This is a genomic window from Angustibacter peucedani (assembly GCF_054779595.1).
Genome location: NZ_BAAGXY010000184.1, coordinates 1 through 1,381 on the forward strand (window position 1 = coordinate 1; position 1,381 = coordinate 1,381).

1 protein-coding gene is annotated in these 1,381 nt (G+C 75.8%); it reads right to left on the minus strand.

Annotation, left to right across the window (positions count from 1 at the left end):
- Nucleotides 1-118 precede the first annotated feature (118 nt).
- Nucleotides 119-1,381: AAA family ATPase (locus ACYVJ4_RS18740; protein ID WP_460461551.1), on the minus strand; the 1,263-nt coding region annotated here is incomplete at its 5' end.

Here is a 1,381-nt window from a genome sequence, read left to right on the forward strand (position 1 = left end):
GCGGCGAGCCGGTCGCCGGGCGTGACGGGCGCGGGCGCGGCCGCACCGTGCCGCGCGGCGGGCACCGGCGCGGGGGCGTGCACCACGCCGGGCTGGCCTCCCTGCGTCGCCACCTGGGTCACGCGGCACCTCCGGTCTGCGGCGGCCAGTCGGCCGGCTCGTCGTCCAGGTCCTTCGGGAGCAGCCGGCGCAGGTCGTCGCGGGTCGGCTCGTCGACGTCCCGCAACCGCCAGGCCAACCGCCCGATGGCACCCTCTAGGACGTTGCGGGCGAACCGCGCGTTCCCGAAGCCCGTCCCCCGCGGGGTCGCGGCCAGGATCTCGCGGAACCGTTGCAAGCACTCGGCTGTCGGCTCGAACTCGGCGCCGGTCGCCAGCCGCTCGAAGATCTGGACCAGCTCGTCGTCGGAGTAGTCGGCGAAGTCGATCGTGGTGCGGAACCGGCTGGCCAGCCCCGGGTTCGCGGCGACGAAGTCGGCCATCGGCGCGGGGTAGCCGGCCACCACGACCACGAGGTCGTCGCGGTGGTCCTCCATCTCCTTGACCAGGGTGTCGACCGCCTCGGTGCCGTACTGGTCGCCGGTCAGGCTGTACGCCTCGTCGACGAACAGCACGCCACCCAGCGCCTTGGTCACCACCTCGGAGGTCTTGACCGCGGTCTGACCCAGGTACCCGGCCACCAGCTCGGACCGGTCGACCTCCACCAGGTGCCCCTTGCTCAGCAGCCCGAGCGCGGCGTAGATGCCGCAGACCAGCCGCGCCACCGTCGTCTTGCCGGTGCCGGGGTTGCCGGTGAACACCAGGTGCCGGGTGATGGTCGTGCTCTTCATGCCGTGCTCGGCGCGCAGCTTCTCGACGCGCAGCAACGCGGCCTGGCGGTGCACCTCGCGCTTGACGCCCGAGAGCCCGACCAGCGCGTCGAGCTCGGCCAGCAGGTCCTCGACGCTTCGTCCCGCGTCGGGCCGTTCGACGTCCGTCGCCGCGGCGGCCGCCGCGGCCGCCGTGGTCTCCGTGGTCCCCGTGGTCACCGCGGGCTGGGCGACGTCTGGTGCCGCTGCCGCGACGGGGCGGGTGCGCACGGCGCCGAGCTGGGCCGCGGCGGCGACCGACGCGTTGCCGACCACCCGCAGCGTGGGCTCGCCCAGCGAGCACGCGGCCGAGGTCACCTGCGCCAGCGCCGCGGCGTAGTCGGCGGCCAGCACCGAGCCGCCCGTCGAGAGCTCGCCGAGCAGCCGGGTCGGCGCCTGCCGCCAGCGCCGCCCGCGCGACGCGGCGTCGAAGAAGTCCTGGGTGCCTCCGCCCGTGCGGCCGGTCTCGTGGGCCCAGTCCGCCGCGGCGCGCGGCGCGGACTCGGCCACCGCGGCGGCGAGGTCGGCGCCCTC